Source organism: Pseudomonas sp. S3_B08, from assembly GCF_054667725.1.
Map to the genome: position 1 here is coordinate 1,603,324 of NZ_CP162750.1, position 20,622 is coordinate 1,623,945.

Annotated in this window: 19 protein-coding genes; 10 read left to right on the plus strand and 9 right to left on the minus strand. The window is 60.2% G+C overall.

The features are described from left to right. Positions 1 to 4: 4 nt before the first annotated feature. From AB4N73_RS07460 to rfaH, 7 genes are all read right to left on the minus strand, one after another. Positions 5 to 712 carry a WecB/TagA/CpsF family glycosyltransferase gene (locus tag AB4N73_RS07460; protein WP_460143181.1) on the minus strand — a complete coding sequence of 236 codons (708 nt, stop codon included), beginning with the start codon at positions 710 to 712 and terminating at the stop codon, positions 5 to 7. Next, positions 709 to 2,067 (minus strand): UDP-glucose dehydrogenase family protein, encoded by a 1,359-nt coding sequence (locus AB4N73_RS07465; protein WP_460143182.1) that lies wholly within the window; start codon positions 2,065 to 2,067, stop codon positions 709 to 711. The genes AB4N73_RS07460 and AB4N73_RS07465 overlap by 4 nt, the downstream gene beginning before the upstream one ends. A gap of 46 nt (positions 2,068 to 2,113) precedes the next feature. Further along, entirely contained in the window at positions 2,114 to 3,505 is a 1,392-nt protein-coding gene (locus AB4N73_RS07470) for an undecaprenyl-phosphate glucose phosphotransferase (protein ID WP_460143183.1), read from the minus strand. Positions 3,506 to 3,571: 66 nt separating this feature from the next. After that, entirely contained in the window at positions 3,572 to 5,881 is a 2,310-nt protein-coding gene (locus AB4N73_RS07475) for a GumC family protein (RefSeq protein ID WP_460143184.1), read from the minus strand. 2 nt (positions 5,882 to 5,883) lie between these two features. Next, complete coding sequence (locus tag AB4N73_RS07480; protein WP_305383009.1) at positions 5,884 to 6,417, minus strand: polysaccharide biosynthesis/export family protein; 534 nt, start codon at positions 6,415 to 6,417, stop codon at positions 5,884 to 5,886. Positions 6,418 to 6,429: 12 nt separating this feature from the next. Beyond that, positions 6,430 to 7,590 carry an outer membrane beta-barrel protein gene (locus AB4N73_RS07485; RefSeq protein ID WP_305383010.1) on the minus strand — a complete coding sequence of 387 codons (1,161 nt, stop codon included), beginning with the start codon at positions 7,588 to 7,590 and terminating at the stop codon, positions 6,430 to 6,432. A 51-nt stretch (positions 7,591 to 7,641) separates the two neighbouring features. Next, positions 7,642 to 8,160 carry a transcription/translation regulatory transformer protein RfaH gene (gene rfaH / locus AB4N73_RS07490; RefSeq protein WP_305383012.1) on the minus strand — a complete coding sequence of 173 codons (519 nt, stop codon included), beginning with the start codon at positions 8,158 to 8,160 and terminating at the stop codon, positions 7,642 to 7,644. Between the two features lie 685 nt (positions 8,161 to 8,845). On the opposite strand from rfaH, the gene AB4N73_RS07495 reads away from it, so the two are divergent. Beyond that, positions 8,846 to 9,820, plus strand: a complete 975-nt coding sequence (locus AB4N73_RS07495; RefSeq protein WP_460143185.1) for an NAD-dependent epimerase — start codon at positions 8,846 to 8,848, stop codon at positions 9,818 to 9,820. 1 nt (position 9,821) lies between these two features. On the opposite strand, the gene AB4N73_RS07500 is transcribed toward AB4N73_RS07495, so the two are convergent. Beyond that, a complete protein-coding gene (locus AB4N73_RS07500) occupies positions 9,822 to 10,031 on the minus strand; it encodes a hypothetical protein (protein ID WP_460143186.1) in 210 nt (69 codons plus the stop codon). A 94-nt stretch (positions 10,032 to 10,125) separates the two neighbouring features. Then, complete coding sequence (locus AB4N73_RS07505; protein ID WP_460143187.1) at positions 10,126 to 11,052, minus strand: alpha/beta hydrolase; 927 nt, start codon at positions 11,050 to 11,052, stop codon at positions 10,126 to 10,128. Between the two features lie 118 nt (positions 11,053 to 11,170). Here AB4N73_RS07505 and AB4N73_RS07510 point away from each other — a divergent pair, with 118 nt between their 5' ends. The 9 genes from AB4N73_RS07510 (at position 11,171) to AB4N73_RS07550 (ending at position 20,582) form a co-directional block, all read left to right on the plus strand. Further along, positions 11,171 to 12,076 carry a LysR family transcriptional regulator gene (locus AB4N73_RS07510; protein ID WP_341637643.1) on the plus strand — a complete coding sequence of 302 codons (906 nt, stop codon included), beginning with the start codon at positions 11,171 to 11,173 and terminating at the stop codon, positions 12,074 to 12,076. A gap of 202 nt (positions 12,077 to 12,278) precedes the next feature. Continuing rightward, positions 12,279 to 13,526, plus strand: a complete 1,248-nt coding sequence (locus tag AB4N73_RS07515; RefSeq protein ID WP_460143188.1) for an ABC transporter substrate-binding protein — start codon at positions 12,279 to 12,281, stop codon at positions 13,524 to 13,526. 77 nt (positions 13,527 to 13,603) lie between these two features. Beyond that, positions 13,604 to 14,479: a branched-chain amino acid ABC transporter permease gene (locus AB4N73_RS07520; RefSeq protein ID WP_122507239.1), complete on the plus strand. Its 876-nt coding sequence runs from the start codon at positions 13,604 to 13,606 to the stop codon at positions 14,477 to 14,479. An 11-nt stretch (positions 14,480 to 14,490) separates the two neighbouring features. Then, on the plus strand, positions 14,491 to 16,272 hold the full coding sequence (locus AB4N73_RS07525; protein ID WP_205869292.1) for a branched-chain amino acid ABC transporter ATP-binding protein/permease: 1,782 nt from the start codon (positions 14,491 to 14,493) through the stop codon (positions 16,270 to 16,272). Beyond that, positions 16,265 to 16,969: an ABC transporter ATP-binding protein gene (locus AB4N73_RS07530; protein WP_016774571.1), complete on the plus strand. Its 705-nt coding sequence runs from the start codon at positions 16,265 to 16,267 to the stop codon at positions 16,967 to 16,969. The genes AB4N73_RS07525 and AB4N73_RS07530 overlap by 8 nt, the downstream gene beginning before the upstream one ends. Before the next feature lie 33 nt (positions 16,970 to 17,002). Beyond that, on the plus strand, positions 17,003 to 17,773 hold the full coding sequence (locus AB4N73_RS07535) for an SDR family oxidoreductase (RefSeq protein ID WP_024012827.1): 771 nt from the start codon (positions 17,003 to 17,005) through the stop codon (positions 17,771 to 17,773). A 24-nt stretch (positions 17,774 to 17,797) separates the two neighbouring features. Further along, positions 17,798 to 18,922 carry a glycerol dehydrogenase gene (locus tag AB4N73_RS07540; protein WP_460143189.1) on the plus strand — a complete coding sequence of 375 codons (1,125 nt, stop codon included), beginning with the start codon at positions 17,798 to 17,800 and terminating at the stop codon, positions 18,920 to 18,922. 130 nt (positions 18,923 to 19,052) lie between these two features. Then, positions 19,053 to 19,589 (plus strand): 2,4'-dihydroxyacetophenone dioxygenase family protein, encoded by a 537-nt coding sequence (locus AB4N73_RS07545; protein WP_024012829.1) that lies wholly within the window; start codon positions 19,053 to 19,055, stop codon positions 19,587 to 19,589. Positions 19,590 to 19,676: 87 nt separating this feature from the next. Then, positions 19,677 to 20,582, plus strand: coding sequence for a LysR family transcriptional regulator (locus AB4N73_RS07550; protein ID WP_460143190.1), 906 nt, complete (start codon positions 19,677 to 19,679; stop codon positions 20,580 to 20,582). Positions 20,583 to 20,622 lie beyond the last annotated feature (40 nt).

The window sequence follows — 20,622 nt, forward strand, 5'->3', positions numbered from 1 at the left end:
ATCCTCATGGGGCAGTGACATTGATTGCCACTTGCTGGCGCAGAATCAGTTCGGTCAGGCGCAGGGCATTGCTCGGGTAGTCGAGCAGGTAGCGCTTGATCGTGTGCGGCTCGCGGTACATGCGGTAGAAGGCGCGCAGGTGCAGGCGGTTGATGGCGTCGGGGTAGTAACGCTCGCCGGCATCGGCTTCCTGACGAATGAAACCGCCGCAGGTGAACGCCACGCCGCTGAAGCCACCACGCAGCGCATCGAGGACAAAGCGCTCCTGCAGACCGGCACCGAGCCCGACCAGCAGCAGGTTGGCCCGCCGTCGACGGATATCAGCCTGAAGCGCGGCGCCTTGCTCGGCATCGAAGTACCCGTTGTGCGCGCCGACCAGTTGCAGGCGCGGGTACTGCATGCCGAGCTTTTCCACAAAACGATCAAGCTCGGCCTGCCGCGCACCGACCACATAGACGCGTTTGCCGCGCTGCTCGGATTCACGCAACACCGGATCGGCAATCGAGGTGAAATCGAAACTGACCCGCTGCACCGCGCGCCCGGTGATGCGCGACATGAACCCGGACATCAGCATGCCGTCGCAGAAATACGCCAGCGACGACGGCGGCTGGCGGATGAAACTGCCGATCGAGGCGAAGTTGAGAAAGGAGAACGCGCGGTTGGATTCCAGCAGTGCTGGCGAATAACGGTCGAGCAATTCCAGGCGGATCATGACGCGAGATCCTGTACTTGGGCGGCGCAGGTCGGCCGGCCGACACTGATGTAGGTGAAGCCGCGCGCGCTGAGGCGCTGCGGATCGAACAGGTTGCGGCCGTCGAAAATCAGCGGATTTTTCAACTGGCGGGCGAGCAGTTCGAAGTCCGGCGCGCGAAACGCTTGCCACTCGGTGACGATCACCAGCGCGTCGGCATTTTTCAGCGCCGCCTCTTTGGTGCCGGCCAGCGTCAGGTCATCGCGCGGGCCGTAAAGCTGCTGCGCCTGTTCCATGGCTTTCGGGTCGAATGCCTGCACATTGGCGCCGGCTCGCCACAACGCCTCCATCAACACGCGGCTGGGCGCTTCGCGCATGTCGTCGGTGTTGGGCTTGAAGCTCAGGCCCCACAGCGCGAAGGTCTTGCCTTCCAGCGCACCGTTGAAGTGCTCGGCGATCTTGTGGAACAACGTGCTTTTCTGCTCGTTGTTGCGCGACTCCACCGCGCGGAGCAGGCGCGCATCGATGTCGACGCCGTGGGCGGCGTGGATCAGCGCGCGCACATCCTTGGGGAAACACGAACCGCCATAACCGATGCCGGGGTAGATGAACTGGTAGCCGATGCGCGGATCCGAGCCGATGCCATGGCGAACCATTTCGATGTCGGCGCCAAGCTTTTCGGCAAGCCCGGCCATCTCGTTCATGAAACTGATCTTGGTCGCCAGCATGCAGTTGGCGGCGTACTTGGTCAGTTCGGCGCTGCGCACATCCATGACGATGATTTTTTCGCGGTTGCGATTGAACGGTTCGTAGAGCTCGCGCATCAGCGCTTCGGCGCGCGGGCTGTCGGTGCCGATGATGATCCGGTCGGGGCGCATGCAGTCGTCGACCGCGCAACCTTCCTTGAGAAATTCCGGGTTGGAAACCACATCGAAGGTTAGTGCACCACGCCCGCTTTCGCCGAGGATGGCGCTGATGCATTCGCGCACCCGGTCCGCCGTGCCCACCGGCACCGTGGATTTGTCGACGATGATCTGCTCGCCGCGCAGGTGTTCGCCGATGGTACGGGCGACGCTGAGGACATGTTTGAGATCCGCCGAGCCGTCCTCGTCCGGCGGCGTGCCGACCGCGATCAGCAACACATCGCCGTGCTTTACCGCAGCGGCCAGATCACTGCCGAATTGCAGACGGCCGCTGTGATGATTGTCCCGCACCAGGCTTTTCAGACCCGGCTCGTAGATGGGCAGGCTGCCGTCGTTCAAGGCCTGCACCTTGGCCGCGTCGACATCCACACACAGCACGTTGTGGCCGACCTCGGCCAGCGCGGCGCCCTGGACCAGTCCGACATAACCGATACCGAATACACTCACATTCATGGGAAAACCTCATGCGTGGCGGGGTGGGCCAGAGCGCTGGCCGCTGTCAGTAGATGTTTTTCGAGAACAGGGTGAAGGGCGTTTTCAGCAGGATCTTGATGTCCAGCCACAGCGACCATTGATTGATGTAATTGAGGTCTTGGGCGACCCGGCGCTGCATCTTTTCCACGGTCTCGGTTTCGCCGCGATGCCCGGTGATCTGCGCCAGCCCGGTAATCCCAGGCTTGAGCCGATGCCGCGCCATGTAGGCGCGCACCTTGCCGGTGTAATAGATGTTGTGGGTGACCGCGTGCGGACGCGGCCCGACCAGCGCCATGTGGCCGAACAGCACGTTGAACAGTTGCGGCAATTCGTCGATGGAGCTGCGTCGCAGAAAGCGTCCCAGCGGTGTGACGCGGTCGTCGTCGCGGGTGGCCTGACGCACTTGCTGATCGTTGTGCACGCGCATCGAGCGAAACTTCCACACGCGGATCACTTCGCCGTCGCAGCCATGGCGGTTCTGCTTGAACAGCACCGGCCCCGGCGAGCTTAGCTTGACCGCGATGGCCACGCCGAGCAGCAGCGGGCTGAGCAGAATCAGCGCCACCGCAGCGACGCTGCGTTCAAACAGGTCCTTGCAGAACAGGCTGCCGGGGTGCGAGGTGAGCAGGCTTTCGTTGAGATAGATCGCCGGCATCCGCTCGATCTCGGAGATCGAATGATTGAGCAAGACCATGCTGCCCAGATCCGGAATCCACACCACGTCGACGTTCATGTCGAGGAGGTTGATGTACAGCGCTTCGATCGTCGCCGCCTCGGCCATCGGCAGCACGATGTACACCCGCCGCGCCTGCAAACGCATGATGATTTCGCGAATGTCCTCGACCTCGCCGAGCAGCGGCAGGATGCTCGGCGCCGGGCCGCTGTCGGCTTTCGCAGCGACAAACCCGAGCAGTAACGCGCGATCCGGGTCGAGGAGTTTGCGCGCCAGTTCATGGGCGGTCGGGCAGGTGCCGATGATCACCGCGCGGCGCTCGTTGCAAATCATTTTGGTGTACATGCGCACGAACAGATGCAGCGGCAGAAACGTCGCCGCCTGGGCGAGAAAACCGACCACCGCCCAGACAATCACCACCTGCCGCGAGAACAACGCGCTGGTCTGGGTGACGAAGGCGATGCTCATCAGCAGTCCGAGCAGAATCAGCCAGCCGGCCAGCAAACGGCCGAGCCCGACCAGCAGGCCATGACGTTTGTGGTAGACCTGAACGAGGCTGTAGACCGGCATCGAGCCGAGCACCGTGAGGATGATCAGTAGCCGGTATTCACTGGGCAAGGCGCCGATGCGCCAGTGCACCAGAACAATCAGCAACAGATTGACCAGGGTCATTGCGCACAACCATTGCCCCCAGAAGGTGAGGCCGCGACGGTGTGCCATTTGCGCGGAATATTGCGAGGTCATCGGCGCGATCTCCGATTCGTCGAACAGGGAAGGACAGGCTGCGGCCGGGCGGCACGGCCCGAAGGATCAGCGCGGGGCGAAGTCGTAGTCGTAGAAGGAACGGGAATGGCCATGGCCGTACTTGCGCGCCTTGCGCAGATCGACCTGATTGAGCACCACGCCGAACACCGGCGCCTGGCTCTGCTGCAATACGGCGATGCTTTTGCGCACCTGGCCGACCGGCGTGCTCTGCGCCTTGACCACGTAGATCACCGCATCGGAATGCTGGGCCAGCAACAGCGCGTCACTGACGATTTCCGCTGGCGGCGAATCGATGATGATGTGCCGGTAGCGCGACTTGAGAATCTGCAACAGCCGACCGAGGCGCGGTGAGCTGAGCAAGTCCTGCGCGGGGGCCACGGCGTTGCTCGAACTGCTCGAGACTTTCAAGCGTGGTGCCTCGAACGGGTCCAGCGCTGCGGGCGTCAGGCAGCCGGCCGGGAGCATGTCCAGATTACCGACGCTGCGGATGCAGTCTTCCAGCCGTGCGCTGCCGGCCATGAGGTTGGCGAGGCCGGGGCTCTGCGGCGGGAAATCGAAGTTCAGCGACAGCGTCGGCTGACGCATGTCGGCATCGATCAGCAGCACCCGTTCCAGTGGCGCCAGTGACGAGGCAAGGTTGTTGGCGATGGTACTTTTGCCTTCGCCGGACACCGAGGAAGTGACGAGCACCACCTGCGCCGGGCGTTCGTTGTTCTGCAGCATCAGCCAGGTGCGCAGGTTGCGGATGGTTTCGCAGAAGCGCGGGTGGTCGTTGTCTTCGAACAGCCGCGCCAACTGTCGCCGGCTCTTCTTCATCACCAGCGGCACGACGCTGAGCAACGGCACATTGAGCAGACTCTCGACGGTGTCGTCGGTCTTGAAGGTATTGCTGAGCGTATCGAAGAGGAAGGCGAGGGCGACGCCAACCACCGCAGCGACCAGCGCAACAATCGCGAGAATCAGGTTCTTGCGCGGTTTGCTCGCTTCCAGCGGTGCGATCGCCGGGTCGACGATGCGCGCCTTGGCCGAATCCATGTCCGAAGTGGCGGCGGTTTCCTTGAGGCGGGTGACGAAGGTTTCATACAGCGCGCGGGTGCTGTCGACTTCACGCTGGAATTCGCGCAGCTGGAATTCCTTGCGCGAAATGTCCTGAATCTGCGCTTTGTTGCTGTTGAAGGATTTGCGCAGGGCGTCTTCGCTGGCCACCGCCAATTGGTATTGACGCTCGATGCCGGCGACCACTTGCTGCACTTGCAGGCGCAGACTGTTGGCGGCGGTGCGCTGTTCGGAACGGGCGGATATCAGCGCCGGGTGTTTCGGCCCGTAGCGGCCCGACAACTCTTCGACTTTGGCCTGAGCCTTGGCCAGGTCGGCCTGGAACTGCTGAATCAGCGGATTGCTCAGCACTGCCGGCACGCTGGACAAACGGCTGATGTCGCCGTTGCTCAAGGCTTGCGCCTGACGGAACTGGCTCTCCGCTTCAGCACGGTCGCGGCGCGCATCGATCATGCGGTTGCCGGTCATCTGCAGCTCGTTGGCACTGATGGTGGCGACACCGTCGACATCGACCAGACCCTGTTCCTCGCGGTAGGCCTGCAACTTGTTTTCGGCAACGCGCAGGTTGTCGCGCAACTCGACCAGGCGGGTGTTCATCCAGCTGGTGTTGTTTTGCGAAGACTTGAGGCTGGTGTCCTGCTGGCTGTCGATAAAGCCTTGGGCGAGGGCGTTGGCCACCGCCGCAGCGAGTGCCGGGTCGGGCAGTTCGACGTCGATCTCCAGCAATTGACTCTTGCCGACAAACTTGACGCTGGTGTGCAGCATCAGGTTTTGCGTGACGTCGTTGAACACCTGTTCTTCAGTCGCTGGCGGCTTCGGCGGCGGCAACAGGTCCAGCCATGGCAGCCATTGGTCGCGATTGAGCTCCGCCAGCCATTGGCGCGGGGTGAACCAACTCTGCGCCTGCTGGCGTGGATCGGTGACCGGGTGGGTGGTGAGGCCCAGTTTGCGTACGGCGCGCTCGGCCAGCTCCCGCGATTGCAGCAGCGCTTGCTGGGTCTGCAAGTAATCGGTGGTGGTCGCGCCACCGGCTTCGGCGGCTTGCTGAAAACTCATCACGGGCGGCGTCTTGTCCTTGATCAGCAACGTCGCACTGCCGACATATTGCGGCGTGATGAACGACAGCGCCACCACGGCCAGCGCGCAACTGAGCAGCACAAGCCAGGCGATGTTCCACTTCGCCGACCAGATCACCCGCCACAGATGCAGCAGATCAAGGGTGTCCGACTCGTCGGCGGCTTGCGTTGGCAAGTGGCCCTGGAGCGGACGTTCGAGGTAGGTGCTTGGGCTGTTGTCCATGATCAGAAAAAGCCTTGTGCAATGGAAATGGTGTCGCCGGGGGCGATGACGGTGGTGCGCGAGACGTTTTCAGTGACCGGCGGGCCGCCACTGCCGCGCAAAATCGTCACGCGTTTCATTGAGGCGCGTTCGGTCAGGCCGCCACCCAGGGCGATGGCTTTTTCCAGAGTGAGACCGGGCTGGAAGGGATAACTGCCGGGCTTCTGCACCTCGCCGTTGATGTAGAACGGGCGGTATTCGATCTGGCTGAGGCTGACTTTCGGATCGACCAGATAGCCTTGCCTGAGGCCATCGACGATCTTCTGTTCGACCTGATTGGGCGTCAGGCCCTTGGCGACGATTTCGCCGAGAAACGGGTAGGAGAACGTGCCGGCATCATTGAGGCGAATCTTCTTGAAGCTCAGTTCCGGCTCGCCGAACACGATGATGCGCAAGACATCGCCAGCGGCCAAGCGGTAATGGGTGTCGGTGTCCGCCGCCTCGACCGTGGGCACTGTCCAGAGCAGCAACAACAATAAAATCAGGCGCGTGTGCATGGCCCAACCCTCCTAAAGACTGACGTCGAACGTGATCTGGAAAACATTGCGGGTGAAGCTTTCGTTGTCGGCATCGGAGTCGTTGTCGCGGTGGCGGTAGGCGACTTCGACGTCCAGCCAGCGGCGCATTGCGTAATTCACGCCGAGTTTGTAGTCCTGCAAATCGTCGCTGCGGTCCTGGCCTTCGTAGACGTAATGACCCATGCCGGCTTCGGCGACGGTGGTGATGCGCTCGGTCCAGCCGTGGCGCCAACCGATCTGGGTGAAGGTGGCTTTCACCGCGTCGGAGCCGTCATCGCCTTCGGCCATGGCCTGGCGCGCGAGAAAGGTGAAGGTCGAGTAGGTGCGCGGTTTCCACGCCAGATCCACTTGCCAGGTGGGGTTGCTCAGGTCGTCGGAACCGCTCTGGTCGAAATTCTTTCGCTCGTAACCGACGCGCAGCTTGCCGGTGGTTTTCGCTGTCATGTCCCACTCGGCCCCAGCCAGCACCGCGTCGGAGCGACTGCTGCGCGGGCTGTTCGATTGCAGGTAATCGAAGCGGGTGTGGTCGTATTCGAGCAGGCCACGGGTCTTGCTGCCGAGGCGGTGATACCAAGTGCTGGACAGATTGCTGGTGTTGCGCTCCTTGTCATCGTTGATGCCGTCGGCGTTGTCATAGCGAAGCTGTGCGTAACTGGCGCCGAGGTCGATCTGGTTCAGCGCACTGCGCGCGCCGAAGGTGTAGACGCCGCCGACGCGCTGGCTCTCGATTTTGTCGTTGATGCCGTCGACGGCGGTCGAGGTGGTGCGCTCGTACTTGCGTGCCTCGGCTTCGAGTTTCAGCCGATGCCGGTCGGTGAACTCCATGATGCTGTCGGCGCGCAGACGCTGGGCGGTGTTCGAAGCGTCCGAGGCGCTGTGGTAGATGTAGCGGGTCGGCTCCCAGATCACCCGCGTGGCGCTGTTGCGGTCCTCGGCTTTGAGCTCGAAGGCCGGCGCCAGGCGGGTGACCATGGTCGATTCGACATCGTGTTCGACTTCACGAAAGTTGTCGTCGTAGCTTTCCGACAAGGCAAAGGTCGGGGTGAAATCGAAGCCGTACACATTGATCGCTTGCGGCTCAACGCTCCAGGCAGCTTCGGGGGCACAGCATGCGACGACTAAAACCAGGGAACAGCGAGGCTTCAGAGCCATGGATCACGCTCCTGATTAAGGGGGTCGGGGTCAGGGCGAAGCGGATCCGGACTATTGTCGCTGGCGTTCGAGGTAACTCAGCGGGACGCTGACGTGCTGTTGGCGGTTGAGGAAATTGAGCAGGATCATTACCCGCTCATCGCCCTGCATGGACAGGAACACGCCTTCGAGCGGGGACAGTGGACCCTGGACGATTTGCAGAGGTTCGCCGGGCTTGAGTGTCGGTTCCGCAGGAAAGCCGATCGACTCCTGACTGCGCTCACGCAATTGCGCGATCACGTCTTCATCGACCCGGGCGGGCACATGGTTGAATTCGACGATGCGGCTGACACCACGGGTCGAGCGAATCGGTGCCCAGTTGTCGTCGCGGCTCAGTTGAATGAACACGTAGCCGGGAAACAGCGATTCCAGTGTTCGTTGGCGTTTGCCACGAATACTTCGCTCGCTCACCAGCTGCGGCCGAAAGGTCGAATAGTTCTGTTGCTGCAGATTGAGTTGTGCCCGTTCATCCTGGCGGGGCTTGCACTGCAATAAATACCAGTTAGAGCCGTTGCGGCAAACCGTTAGCATGCTGGAGTACTCCATACATAGCGATCGTGTAAGCAGGGCGGCCGATAACGTGGGACTAGCCGCCAAGCTTGCTAGTAGGTAGTAGGCTGATCAAGGCAAAGTGCCGAGCCAGATGCATCAATGTTTATTGGCAGAAGAAGTGTTTCAAAAATGAATCAACTTGGTTGGTTATTGTTATATCCGTGGCCGTCTTGGCTATAACGAATCGGCGCGCTTTCATTCAGGCAAAGCTACCGCACGGTTCGCAGTTGCGACCTTCAGGATCCAATTACATAAGTAGCCGGAGAGCAGAAAAGTGCGCGGCGGCGCGAGCTCTTCGGGCAGTGCTAAGTTATCGACCAGTCTTTGCAAGCTGTCAATTAATAACAGTCAAAAAGACTGCCTTTCATCCGCTGATAATGGCCGTGTTCCGTAAGTCATTGTTTGTGAATGGTGAAATTTATTCGTCGGATTTTTTAAACTTTTCGAAGTTATTGAAGTCGCGGGTGTTAGATGGCGTCCGTGATAGCAAATTAGTTTCAATCTTACATCTTTCGATTCATCGGCAGTTCGGCTTTTAAATACCTCGCGTCGGATGCTGCTGGCCAGGGTAACTAGGGTCGTCTATCAATAGTTGCCGTTGTTGGCCGGTAAATGTTCGGTGCTGTGTATCTCCTTAAAGTCCAACCGGTGAGCCGAGGTGATCATGAGTGTTCTGGTAACAGGTGCCGCAGGTTTTATCGGTTATCACACGGTCATGCGTTTGTGTCGCGAGGGGCTCGAGGTTGTGGGTATCGACAATCTCAATCCTTATTACGACGTCAAACTCAAAGAGGCGCGTTTGCACAGATTGCAGACGCTGGCCAATTTCACTTTCCATCGACTGGACATTGTTGATCAGGCGGCGTTGAACGCGCTGTTACAGCACGGACACTTCAAACAGGTCATTCACTTGGCCGCCCAGGCCGGTGTGCGCTACTCGCTGGACAATCCTGATGCATATGCGCAATCGAATCTGGTCGGGTTTCTCAACGTTCTGCAGGCATGCCGTCGTCATCCGCTGGAGCACTTTATCTACGCCTCGAGCAGCTCGGTGTATGGCGCCAATACCAAGATGCCGTTTGCAGAAGACGACCCGGTCGACCAACCGGTTTCGTTGTACGCCGCGACCAAGCGTGCCAACGAATTGCTCGCGCACAGTTACTGCCATCTCTACGGCTTGCAAGCCACCGGCCTGCGTTTTTTTACCGTCTACGGTCCCTGGGGTCGACCGGACATGGCGCTGTTCAAGTTCACCGAAGCGATGCTGCAGGGGCGCGCCATCGACCTTTACAACCAAGGCGAAATGGCGCGGGATTTCACCTACATCGATGACATCGTCGAAGGGATTTTCCGACTGCTCGACAAACCGCCCGCACTCAGCGCCGAGCGTGGTACTAACCGGCTGTTCAATATCGGTCGCGGCAGTCCAGTAGCGCTATTGATCTTCGTCGAATGCTTGGAGCAGGCATTGGGCATGAAGGCCCAGCGCCGTTATCTGCCGATGCAGGAGGGCGATGTATTGAAGACTTGGGCCGACGTGTCGGCGCTGGCACGCTGCATCGACTTCAGCCCGCAGGTGCCGATCGAGCAGGGCGTGCAAGCGTTCGTGCAGTGGTATCGCGAGTTTTACCAGCTCTGATTCAGTGCAGGGTGACGGCCCTGCGACTTTCCCCGATGCGGATCCGGTCGAGGGCGCGGTTCAACGCATCCAGTGCATCGAGCAGCGCCTTGGCCTCGGCCTCACGCCCGTCGCTCCACAGGCGTTCGGCCATTTTGTTCAAGGCCAGAATGGCGCGTTCGATGTCGGCTGCGCTGGCGGTGTTCTCAGGGGCTGGTGGTTTTTTCGGCATTCACGGTTCCTCGGCGGGCGGCAAACCACCATACCGCCAAGACGCCGAGCTATACAGCCAGAAGTGTCGCCGATCAGCAGCGAATGCTGTCTGATCAGCGAGCCGCCCCAATCAACTCCGCCTCGATAAACCGCACCGAACTCTCCAGCGCCTGCTGCCCCTCGGCCAGCATGCCCGCGTAGAAATGCCAAGCGTGAAACATGCCGGGCCACACTTCAAGATTGACCCGGACGCGGTTGTCCGCCAGGTGATTGGCCAGACGCATGGCGTCACTGAGCATCAGTTCGTTTTCGCCGATCTGCACCAGAATCGGTGGCAGTCCGGTGACGTCGGCGAACACCGGCGACGCCAGCGGATGGTTGGCCAAGGTGTCGCCGAGAAAGGCTCGCGCGAGGATATCCAGCACGGGCTTGGAGTTCAGCGGATCAAGGCCTTCACGATTGCTCATGGAGACGCCGGTGTGTTCGAGGTTGGCCCATGGCGAGATGGACGAACCCACTGCGGGCAAGGGCAAGCCTTTGGATTTTGCCGCGACCATCACGCTGACCACCATCGCGCCACCCGCCGACTCGCCTGCGAAGGCAATCTTGCTGGCGGCGATGTTCTGCTCAAGCAACCACTCATAGGCGCGCAAAGTGTCATCGATGGGGGCGGGGAACTGATGCTCGGGTGCGAGGCGGTAATCCGGCATGTACACCCGCGCGCCGAGCATTTTTGCGTAGTTGCCGCCGATGCCGTGGTAGCCGTCAGGTCGACCGACGATGTAGGCACCGCCGTGGATGTACATCAGCACCGCGTCGGTCTTGAGTTCATCCGGAGTCACCAGCGTAGCGGGCACGCCGCCCATGTCGACTGCTTCAAACCTCACGCCAGCCGGTGGTTGATTCTGCCCGAGCATTTTTGCGTAGGCATCGCGGATGTCGCTCATCTTAGTGGTGGTATCGATACCCTTCAGCACGGGCACCAGATCGCTGAGGCTGTTGGCCCAGGTTTGTACAGCTGCTTTTACTTCAGTGTTCATATGACCTCGATCAGACGTTAGTGATGGCTTAACTAATCGAGATGGTATGCTCATGATTGGGGAATAGGGTTCCCCATAACCGGTGCCAAGCCGCTTGAATGCCAAACCCGGAGGCCTCATGGAACTGCATAACCTGAACGACATCGCCGCCTTCGTCGCCTCGGTGGATACCGGAAGTTTTACGGCGGCTGCCAGGCAACTCGGGCTGACCCGCTCGGCCGTTGGTAAATCGATCGTGCGGCTTGAATCGCGTTTGCAGGTCCGTCTGCTCAACCGCACCACCCGCAGCCTGAGCCTTACCGACGATGGTCGGGTGCTGTATGAGCGATGTGTGGGCATCTTGCAGGATCTGGACGAGGTCGAAGAGGCTTTGGCGTTCCGCCGTTCGACGCCCAGCGGCCGCTTGCGCATGAGCCTGCCGGTCGCACTGGGCCGGCTGCACGTTGTGCAGCACATCGAGCGCTGCCTGAGAGACTGGCCGTCGCTCGCCATCGACGCGACGTTTTCCGATCGGCTGGTCGACCTGATCGACGAGGGTTTCGATCTGGCGATTCGCATCGGTCCGCCCAAGGAAGACTCCGGACTACTCACGCGCACGGTGGCTTACCAGCAAATGATCACCTGTGCCTCGCCCGATTATCTGAAAGAACATCCGGCACCGCAGACACCCGAAGATCTGGCCGGGCATGCGTGCCTGCACTTCGTCAGCGGCGGCCGATTGCTGGCGTGGAATTTTCGCGTCAATGGTCAGCCTGTGCCGGTCATTCATGCCGGACGGCTGCAAATGGACAGCGCCGAAGCCTTGCACCAGGCGACTGCGGCAGGCCTCGGTATCGCGACGTTGCCATCCTATGTGGTCAACGATGACCTGCGCAGTGGCAAGCTCGTGCAGTTGCTCGCTGAGTACGCCGAGGCTGCCGAGCCGATCCGGGTGATTTACCCGAGCAAGCGACACCTGTCGCCGAAGATTCGGCTGTTTATCGACAGGCTGGTGGAAGCGTGGTCACCGGCGCCTTGGGAGTGATCAGCCCGCCATAGGAGCTGTGCCGCAAATTCACAGCAGGTGTGCTTTTTCAGCTATATCCAGCCAATCTTGGCGAGCCGTACTCTTGCAAACAGTGGCGCAGAAACTTGCGTGTCATCGCCACTGTAATCCGACGATGTCTGTGCTCGGCACGGATCATTTGAAGGAACAATAAAAACAATATCTGCGGGAGATGAATCCAATGAGACTCGCTCAAGAGGAAGCCGTGGCCGTGGCGGCTACCGCGAAAAGCTGGCTGAAAGCTGCCGGCATCCTGCTTTGCCTGTCCACCCCGGTCGCCGCGCTCGCGGACATCAGGATCGGTGCGCTTTATCCCCTGAGTGGATCCCTGGCGTTACTGGGCGACGAGAGCTTCCGTGGCCTCGAACTGGCCGTCGCCGAACGAAATGCCTCGGGCGGTTTGAAGGGCGAGCCGATCAAGTTGCTCAAGGCCGACGCAGTCGATGCGGGACAAGCGGTCGGTGCCGCGCGCCGGCTCACCTCTGTTGAGAACGTCACTGCTGTATTTGGCAGCTATTCCTCGGCGCTGTCATTTGCGGCCACGCAGGTGACGGAGATGGCGGGGGTGCCGTTTTTCGAATTGGGTGCGGTGTCCGACCACATCACTGAGCGTGATCTGAGCTACGTGATGCGCAGCAACCCGACCGCCAGGAATTTCGCCGAAGGCACCATCACCGCCATCACGGACATTGTCAGCCCGTCGCTCAAGGTCGATCCGAAACAATTGAAGGTCGCGATCATCCACGAGGATGCGCTGTACGGTACAACCATCGCCGGGTTTCAGAAAAAAATCGCTCAGGAGCAAGGTCTGAATGTGGTCGAGGTACTACCGTATTCGGCCAAAGCGGTCGATCTCTCATCGCTGATCCTGCGTTTGAAAGGCGCCCAGGCGGATGTGGTATTGCAGACCAGTTATCAGAACGACACGACGCTGTTTTTCCGCCAGATCCACGAAGCCGGTTTCAGGCCCAAAGCCGTTATCGGCGCCGGCGGCGGCTATTCCATGCAGGACACGGTCAAGGTCGTCGGCGCAGCCAATATGGAAGGCGTGCTCGATGTCGATTTCCCACAGTTCCAGACCAATGAAAACGGCGCTCCCGGTATCGGGGCGTTCGCCAAGGCATACAAGGATCGCTACGGCAGCGAACCGCGCTCGGGCCACAGCCTGATCAACTATGTCGGGGCGAAGATATTCCTCGATGCCATGGAAAACAGTACTTCGCTGGACGCCGATGCGATCCGTGCCTCGGTGGCAACCATCGATATTCCTCTCGGCGGTACGGCTGCCGGCATCGGTGCCAGGTTTGGCAAGAACGGCCAGAACCAGCGCGCCAATACGGCAATCATGCAGTGGCAGAACGGACTGCTGAAAACCGTTTACCCCCAGGCAGCCGCCGTTGCCCAAGCGCGTTTTTCCCACCAACCCTGATACCTGAACCCCGCAATCTGCTGAAGCTTGATCATTGAGCTTCACGGGTTCGTTCGCTCGCAAAGAGGGCGCCAACCGTGGAAATTTTCATCCAGCTCCTGTTGAACGGCTTATTGCTCGGTGGCACGTTGGCCATCATCAGCATCGGCCTGACTCTGATTTTCGGCATCGTGCGAGTGGTCAACTTCGCCCATGGCGAGTTTCTGATGATCGGCCTGTATGCCGTGTACTTGCTGAATTCGCACTTCGGCATCCACCCGTATATAGCGATCATTCCTGCGACGATCCTGTTGTTTGCCGCTGGTGCGGCAATGCAGCGTTTCATCATTCAGCCGTTGCTTGGCGCTGAGGGACATATCCAGATTTTCGCCACCGTGGGCGTCTCGATTGCCCTGATGAACGGCGCGTTGCTGATCTTCGGTGCCGACGTCATGACGGTGAAGAACATCAACGTCGGTACCACAACCGTCAGCTTTGGCGCCTTTCGCGTCAGCAGCGGTCAGTTGATCACTTTTGTCGCGTCGCTCGCACTGGTCGCGGGGCTGCACTGGTTTTTGCAGAACACCTTTCTCGGCCGGGCCGTCCGCGCTACTGCACAGCATCGCAACGCGGCGCAACTGATGGGTGTCAACGTCAAGAACATCTATGTGTTTGCCTTCGGCCTGGGTTGCGCCTGCCTGGGCGTCGCCTCGGGACTGATCGCTCCGCAATATCCGGTCTTTCCAACCGTTGGCACTTTCTTCGTGCTGACGGCGTTTGTGATTGTGGTGCTGGGCGGCCTGGGCAGCCTGTCCGGCGCACTGATCGGTTCAATGCTGATCGGCATCGTCGACAGTCTCGCCGGTTACTACATCGCGCCGGACCTCAAGGAGGTCGTCTATTTCACGATTTTCCTGGGCATCCTGGTGTTTCGTCCGACAGGTCTTTTCGGCGCCGGTCGCGGGTCTGAGTGAGGAAAATGGTCATGAATATTTTGCACCCGCGTGTCTATGTCAGTGCACTGGCCCTGGCGCTGTTACTGATCATTCCATTGAGCGTTGGCTCGCCGTTCGTTTATCACCTGTTCATCCTCATATGCAGTTATGCGGCACTGGCCAGTGCCTGGAACATCGTCGGCGGGTTTGCCGGCCAGCTGTCGTTGGGTCATGCCGTGTTCTATGGAGTGGGCGCTTACACGACGACGCTGTTGATGATGAAACTGGGCATCAGTCCATGGATCGGCATGTTCGCTGGCGCAATCCTGTCGTCAATTGTCGCGGTGCTGATCAGTTGGCCGTGCTTCAGGTTGCGCGGGCCGTTTTTTGCCTTGGCGACCATTGCGGTGCTGGAGGTCGTGCGTCTGGTGGCGATCAATCAGCATGACGTGACCGGTGGTGCGGCAGGGCTGGGCGTACCGCTGAAGCTCGGTTTCGAGTGGATGTTGTTCCGCCCGCGCTGGCCATACCTGCTGATTGCCTTCGCGTTTCTGCTCATCACATTGGCGGTGTCGTGGAAGATCAAGAATTCCCGACTGGGTTATTACCTGATCGCCGTGCGTGAGCGTGAAGACGCCGCCCATGCGGTGGGCGTGAACTCGGTCAAGGTCAAGCTGATCGCCGTGGTGTTGTCCGCATTTATCACCAGCCTGGTCGGCAGCTTTCACGCGATGTACCTGACCTTCATCGAACCCGGCTCGATGTTTTCTCTGGAGATGTCGATTCAGATCGCCATGTTCGCGTTGATTGGTGGACTGGGCACGGTATCGGGACCGCTGATCGGCACTTTGCTCGTGCTGCCGCTGGCTGAACTGGCACGCGGCTGGCTGGGCGATCTGGGCAGCGGGGTGCACGGTCTGGTCTATGGCATCGTGCTGGTCGCGGTGGTGCTGACTATTCCGCAAGGCGTGGTGGGGCGTTTTGGGGCCCGGATATTTGCCTGGATCGACTCATTGCCCGGCGGCTGTCGTCCGATGGCAAATACAGAAGCACCGATCGGGCCGACCTTGGCGCAAGCCCACTCGGCCACGCACGGTGAGCCGGTTCTGGTCGCAGAAAACCTGCACAAGTTCTTTGGCGGACTGCACGCCACCAACGATGTTTCGCTGAGCTTGGCCGAAGGCGAAATCGTGGGTGTGATCGGCCCGAATGGCGCCGGCAAAACTACGGTGTTCAACCAGCTCTCCGGATTTCTCCTGCCGTCCAAAGGCCAAGTGAAAGTGCGCCTGCTCAATGGCGACTGGGTCACCCCGAACAGCCCGGCCGAGTTCGCCAGGGCAGGCATTGGCCGGACCTTTCAGATCGTCCAGCCATTCGCTGATTTGAGTGTCTGCGAAAACATCATGCTCGGTGCATTCATGCACACCGCCGACGCGAAGGAGGCGAGGGCGATCGCCGAGCAAGTCGCCGAGCTGACCGAACTCACCGCGCTGCTCGACACCCGGGCGCGCAACTTGACGGTCGGCGGCATGAAGCGCCTGGAAATGGCCCGCGCCCTGGCGACGCGCCCGCGCATCCTGCTGCTCGACGAGGTCATGGCCGGCCTCAACCCGACGGATGTTGCCAAGGCCATCGCAGTCATTCGCCGGGTGCGTGATTCGGGTGTCAGCGTGTTGATGATCGAGCACTTGATGCAAGCCACCATGAGCCTTTCTGACCGCATCGTCGTGATCAGTTCCGGCACGCTGCTGATGCAGGGCGCGCCTCACGATGTGATCAACGATCCTCAGGTTATCGAAGCCTACCTCGGTAAGGAGTACAGCCATGCTTAAACTCGACAACGTCCACAGCGGCTATGGCGGTACGGAGATCCTTCGTGGCGTGTCCTTCGAGGTCAATGCCGGTGAGGTGGTGACTATCGTCGGCGCCAACGGCGCCGGCAAAACCACGACCCTGCGCAGCTTGTGCGGCATCGTCACACCGTCCCAAGGCACGATCGAATTCGAAGGCCAGCGCATCGATGGCAATCGCCCCGATCAGATTGTCGACGCGGGCCTGACACTGATACCGGAGGGGCGCCAGTTGTTTCCCTTCATCAGCGTGCGCGACAACCTCTTGATGGGCGCCTACAAACGCAGTGCACGAGCAGGCTACAGGCAGCGTCTGGACAATATTCTCGATCTGTTTCCGAGGGTGCGCGAACGCCTTGATCAGAACGCCGGGACACTGTCGGGCGGCGAACAACAAATGGTTGCCATCGCCCGGGGCCTGATGGCCGAGCCGAAATTGTTGATGTTTGATGAGCCGTCGCTGGGCCTGTCACCGCTGCTGGTGTCGCAGGTCTTCGAGATCATCGACAGGATTCTCCAGTTGGGCACCACCGTGTTGATCGTCGAGCAGAACATCGTTCATACGCTGCGCATTGCTCATCGCGGTTACGTGCTGGAGAACGGCGAGGTGGTGCTCAGCGGCACCGGCCAGGAACTGCTGGAGAACCCGCACGTCAAGCGTGCTTATCTGGGGCTCTGACCCAGTCCATTCATCTGCAAGCGAGAGAAGGTCATGACTCATTCCAGACACGCCGGGCGCACCGTATTGGTCACCGGCGCCGGGGGCGGCATCGGTGCGGCGATCGCGCGGTTGTATTGCGAAGAAGGTGCAGCCGTGGCGCTGCTCGATGCTGATGCCGACAAGGTGCAACAGCAGGGCGTGGCGTTGCGTGATGCCGGTTTTGCGGTCGCGTGGGCGCAGGCTGATGTCGCGAGTTTTCAAGACTGCGCTGCTGCCTGCGAGCGCGTGCAAGGTGAGCTTGGCCCCATCGATACCCTGATCAACAACGCCGGCATTTCGCCCAAACACCACGGCGCACCCGCGCCGATCTGGACCATGGCGCCGGATGAGTGGCTGCGGGTGGTCGATATCAACCTCAATGGCTCCTTCAACCTGGTGCGAGTGCTCGCGCCCGGCATGGTCGAGCGCCGGTTCGGGCGCATCGTCAATATGTCTTCGGTGGCGGGCAGCGCGTTCTTGCCGATTGTCGCAGCGCACTACAGTGCGACCAAAGCCGCAATCATCGGCTTTACCCGCCACCTGGCCGGCGAACTCGGGCCGTTCGGTATCACCGCCAATGCGCTGGCACCGGGACGAATCGAAACGCCATTGCTCAAGACCGTATCAGCCCAGGCCAATCAAGCCGTGGTCGACGAGACACCGCTGCGCAGGCTGGGCACACCGCTTGAGGTGGCAAGGGCGGCGTGTTTTCTCACGTCGAGTGAAAGCGACTTCATTACCGGCCAGGTGGTTGATGTCGCGGGCGGCTGGTTGATGCGCTGATGACTTCTTGCGAGGACGTTTGTCATGGTTAAAACAATGGGATTTCCCGGACGCTACGAGCAGGGTCCGAATGCATTGCACCAATTGGGCAGAGTGCTGCACGACATGGGCCGATCGCGGCCGCTGGTGCTTTGCGATGAGTTTGTCGCCCGGCATCTATGGCCGCAGGTTGGCGCCGCGTTGCAGGACCAGGGATGGGAGCCATTGCACATCGAGTTTCCCGGCGAGTGCACGCGCGCTGCGATTGCGCAGTTATCCGAGCAGGCATTGCTGCACGCCCCCGACACGATCATTGCGCTGGGCGGTGGCAAGACCATCGATACGGCGAAGGGGCTGGCGGCCAATCTCGACGTACCGATCATTGTCTGCCCCACGATCGCTTCAAGTGACGCGCCAACGAGTCGGCTGATCGTGCTTTATGACGAAGAGCACAAAGTGGTGGGCGTGGAGTTCCTGAAGATGAATCCCGCTGCGGTGATTGTCGATACAGAGGTCATCGTTCAGGCGCCGGCACGGTTCTTCGCGGCCGGGATCGGCGATGCCATCAGCAAGAAATTCGAAGCCCGACAGTGCTACGCCGCCGGCGGCCACAACTCTTTCGGCACACCGCCTCTGCACACGGCGTTGATGCTCACCAACCTGGTTTTCGACACGCTGATGCAGTACGGCGTCCCGGCTTATCAGGCGGTGTGTCGTCATGAACTCACCGATGATGTCGAGCGGGTCATCGAAGGCACCGTGCTGATTAGCGGTGTCGGTTTCGAGAGCGGTGGTTTGTCACTGTCCCATGCCCTGGTTCGGGGGCTGACCGCGATACCGGCGATGGCGTCGATGCTGCACGGCGAACTGGTAGCGTTCGGCACGCTGGTGCAGATGGCGGTGGAGGCGCGACCGGTCGAAGAGATTGAACAGGTCGCGCGTCTGCTGCACGCGGTGAAGCTGCCTGTGACGTTCGCTGAGCTGGGTCAGCGCACGCCATTGACGACGGCGCAGATCACTATCCTCGTGGACGCGACCTTATCGGCGGTTTACGCCAGAAACATGCAGCCGCCCTTGACCTACCAGCGCCTGGTGGAAGGATTGGCGGCGGCTGACAGCCTGGGTGCGCGGTTGATCAGAGGCTGCGCGAAGCCGCCCGCGACGCTGTGATCCTGTGTCACAACAGGTATGACCAAGTAGCTGTTTTCTCCCGTACAGCGACGCCATAACCTTTCCCTCAAGCGAAATCCTGGCGCAATCAAGTGCTGTGAGTTCGTCAAGAAAACCTAGAGGCCTGACAATGAATACTCCTGTTAAACCTGATGAGCTCGCCATTGCGTACCAGTTGCCGCAAGTTCCATTCATGACGCCCGACATGGTGCATCCGGGCGTCATGACGCAGTGGCTTGAAGACGATGCGCTGTGGGTGCCGGTAACGAAATCTGTCTCCTTCAAGCCATTGCTGCTCAACACCAGCGGCGGCTATTACATCAACCTGTTGCGGGTGCGTCAGGCCGGCGTGCTGTCGCGTCACCGCCATACCGGCGGCGTGCATGCGATCGTGCTCAAGGGTCGCTGGTACTACCTGGAGCATGACTGGGTCGCGGAGGAGGGGTCTTTTGCCTATGAGCCGCCCGGTGAAACGCATACCCTGTTCGTCCCCGAGGATGTGAGTGAAATGATCACTTGGTTCCACGTGCAGGGTGGCTACACTTACGTCGATCCGCAGGGCGTTGCCGTAGGTTACGAAGATGTGTTCACCAAGCTTGAAGCCGCCCGAGCGCATTACAAGACGCTGGGTTTGCCGGACGACTACATCGAACAGTTCATTCGCTGACCCGGACCCCAGGAAAAAGCGCGCTTCGGCGCGCTTTTTCATGAGCGTTGAGACAACATGCCTTCAAGCTTTTCGCCAGGACCGGCCATGGACAATTATTCGCAGCTACTCGCTTTTATCTGGTCTACCGAATGTGGAAGTTTTTCTGCTGCCGCGCGCGCCCATCACCTGACGCCATCAGCGGTCAGCAAACTGATCACCCGCCTGGAAGATCGCTTGCAGGTCCGGCTGTTCCAGCGCGGCTCACGCGTGCTGACGCTGACCGAGGAGGGCGCCGCTTACCTGCGCAGCGCCAAAGCCGTCGTTGAAGCCATGAACGAGGCGGACTCGCTGGCCGAGGCGTTGCCCTCCAGGGTCAGTGGCACCCTGCGCATCCACACCATGACCTCTTTCGCCAAACACCAGATCGTGCCGTGGCTACCGGAATTTCTGGATTTGTATCCCTCACTGGACGTTGAGATCCAACTCGGCGCGCAATTCGTCGATCACTTCGAGCAAGGGCTCGATATCGCCATCCACAGCGGCGTATTGCCCAGCTCATCACGCATTGCCAGACGCATCGGCGAATGTGAATGGCTGATCTGTGCCTCGCCGCAGTACCTGGCTGAACACGGCACACCAACCACACCCGCAGATTTGCTGAATCATCGTTGCTTCAATTTCAGCTTCGTCAGCCCGTGGAACAAATGGTCATTTTTGCAGGATGGAGACGGCGTCTCGGCACCGGTGACCGCCAGCGCGTCGTTTACTCAAGGCGATCTGTTGCGCGACATGGCGCTGTCAGGCGCTGGCGTGGTGAAGCTTGCGGACTTTCATATCGGGCTTGATGTAAAAGCGGGAACGCTAGTGCCGTTGCTTGAGGATTTCAAAACGGGTGTGGTCGAGCCGATCTACCTGCTTTATTCGGATCGCAAGCATTTGAGTCCACGGATACGAGTATTCATCGAGTTTTTTCAGAACAAGTGGCGTGAGCATCCGTGGAAGGTCTCCTGACGTTCAGCTCTGGGGGCAGCGTATTGATCAACGCGATGCT

Bases quoted from the DNA above. Each gene is read 5' to 3' on its own strand.
- AB4N73_RS07515 (WP_460143188.1), top strand. From the start codon at position 12,279: ATGAGACTCGCTCAAGAGGAAGCCGTGGCCGTGGCGGCTACCGCGAAA.
- AB4N73_RS07485 (WP_305383010.1), bottom strand. From the start codon at position 7,590: ATGGCTCTGAAGCCTCGCTGTTCCCTGGTTTTAGTCGTCGCATGCTGT.
- AB4N73_RS07480 (WP_305383009.1), bottom strand. From the start codon at position 6,417: ATGCACACGCGCCTGATTTTATTGTTGTTGCTGCTCTGGACAGTGCCC.
- AB4N73_RS07510 (WP_341637643.1), top strand. From the start codon at position 11,171: ATGGAACTGCATAACCTGAACGACATCGCCGCCTTCGTCGCCTCGGTG.
- AB4N73_RS07535 (WP_024012827.1), top strand. From the start codon at position 17,003: ATGACTCATTCCAGACACGCCGGGCGCACCGTATTGGTCACCGGCGCC.
- AB4N73_RS07465 (WP_460143182.1), bottom strand. From the start codon at position 2,067: ATGAATGTGAGTGTATTCGGTATCGGTTATGTCGGACTGGTCCAGGGC.
- rfaH (WP_305383012.1), bottom strand. From the start codon at position 8,160: ATGCTAACGGTTTGCCGCAACGGCTCTAACTGGTATTTATTGCAGTGC.
- AB4N73_RS07530 (WP_016774571.1), top strand. From the start codon at position 16,265: ATGCTTAAACTCGACAACGTCCACAGCGGCTATGGCGGTACGGAGATC.
- AB4N73_RS07475 (WP_460143184.1), bottom strand. From the start codon at position 5,881: ATGGACAACAGCCCAAGCACCTACCTCGAACGTCCGCTCCAGGGCCAC.
- AB4N73_RS07460 (WP_460143181.1), bottom strand. From the start codon at position 712: ATGATCCGCCTGGAATTGCTCGACCGTTATTCGCCAGCACTGCTGGAA.
- AB4N73_RS07505 (WP_460143187.1), bottom strand. From the start codon at position 11,052: ATGAACACTGAAGTAAAAGCAGCTGTACAAACCTGGGCCAACAGCCTC.
- AB4N73_RS07525 (WP_205869292.1), top strand. From the start codon at position 14,491: ATGAATATTTTGCACCCGCGTGTCTATGTCAGTGCACTGGCCCTGGCG.
- AB4N73_RS07500 (WP_460143186.1), bottom strand. From the start codon at position 10,031: ATGCCGAAAAAACCACCAGCCCCTGAGAACACCGCCAGCGCAGCCGAC.
- AB4N73_RS07470 (WP_460143183.1), bottom strand. From the start codon at position 3,505: ATGACCTCGCAATATTCCGCGCAAATGGCACACCGTCGCGGCCTCACC.
- AB4N73_RS07495 (WP_460143185.1), top strand. From the start codon at position 8,846: ATGAGTGTTCTGGTAACAGGTGCCGCAGGTTTTATCGGTTATCACACG.
- AB4N73_RS07540 (WP_460143189.1), top strand. From the start codon at position 17,798: ATGGTTAAAACAATGGGATTTCCCGGACGCTACGAGCAGGGTCCGAAT.
- AB4N73_RS07545 (WP_024012829.1), top strand. From the start codon at position 19,053: ATGAATACTCCTGTTAAACCTGATGAGCTCGCCATTGCGTACCAGTTG.
- AB4N73_RS07550 (WP_460143190.1), top strand. From the start codon at position 19,677: ATGGACAATTATTCGCAGCTACTCGCTTTTATCTGGTCTACCGAATGT.